At 28.8% G+C, this 716-nt stretch carries 1 pseudogene; it reads left to right on the top strand.

The annotated features are described in order from the left end of the window. Window positions 1–716 (top strand): annotated as a pseudogene (locus GQX97_RS13220) (ABC transporter permease); the annotation flags it as partial.

Raw genomic sequence — 716 nt, 5'->3', positions numbered from 1 at the left:
TAAATTATTTCTTATATACTCTATATGAGAAATTTGCTTTATATGATGCTTCTGTTAGTATAACTCCTACAAAATGGGAAGATRATACTGATATACTYACTAATGATAGTATAAAATATTATGAYAAGGCTGCCATCTATCAATCAAGGCTCTATCCTGCTTTTGATGATGATAGYGAAAGTATTTATTTGCCTACTTTGATATATAAAGACGGATTTTCTTCTCTTGACATACCATATAATGATAGTAAAGAAGATTCTGTAATGATTCCAAAATATTTGGCAGATAAATTAAAAGTAAAAGAAAATGACTATATAGGTATAGAACTATATACTGTTGGAAACAGCGTATCAAGAAGAGTGAAAGTTAGTAAGCTTGTTGAACAGCAAGGTATGTTTTATATTTATATGGATAAAGATTTTGCAGAAGATACTTTTGAAGTACAAAATGTTTATAATTCTGTATTTTTAACTTCTGATGTTAGTCAAGATGATATAAAAACTMTATTAGACGACAGCAGTGAAGTATCATACTACAGCTTTAGAAATGATGAATATCAGGCATATAAAAATCAAATAGCTACAATATATTTACTTGTACAAATACTTATATTTATAGCATTCTTGCTTGGTGCTACATCGCTTTATGGTGTTGGTGTTATTACTTTGGCTACAAGAAGATACGAGTTTCCTCTCCTTAAAGTTATGGGATACATC

This window comes from Brachyspira sp. SAP_772, assembly GCF_009755885.1.
Lineage (GTDB): Bacteria > Spirochaetota > Brachyspiria > Brachyspirales > Brachyspiraceae > Brachyspira.
The sequence above is the reverse complement of the archived record's forward strand: the minus strand, read 5'-3'. Positions and strand labels throughout refer to the sequence as shown.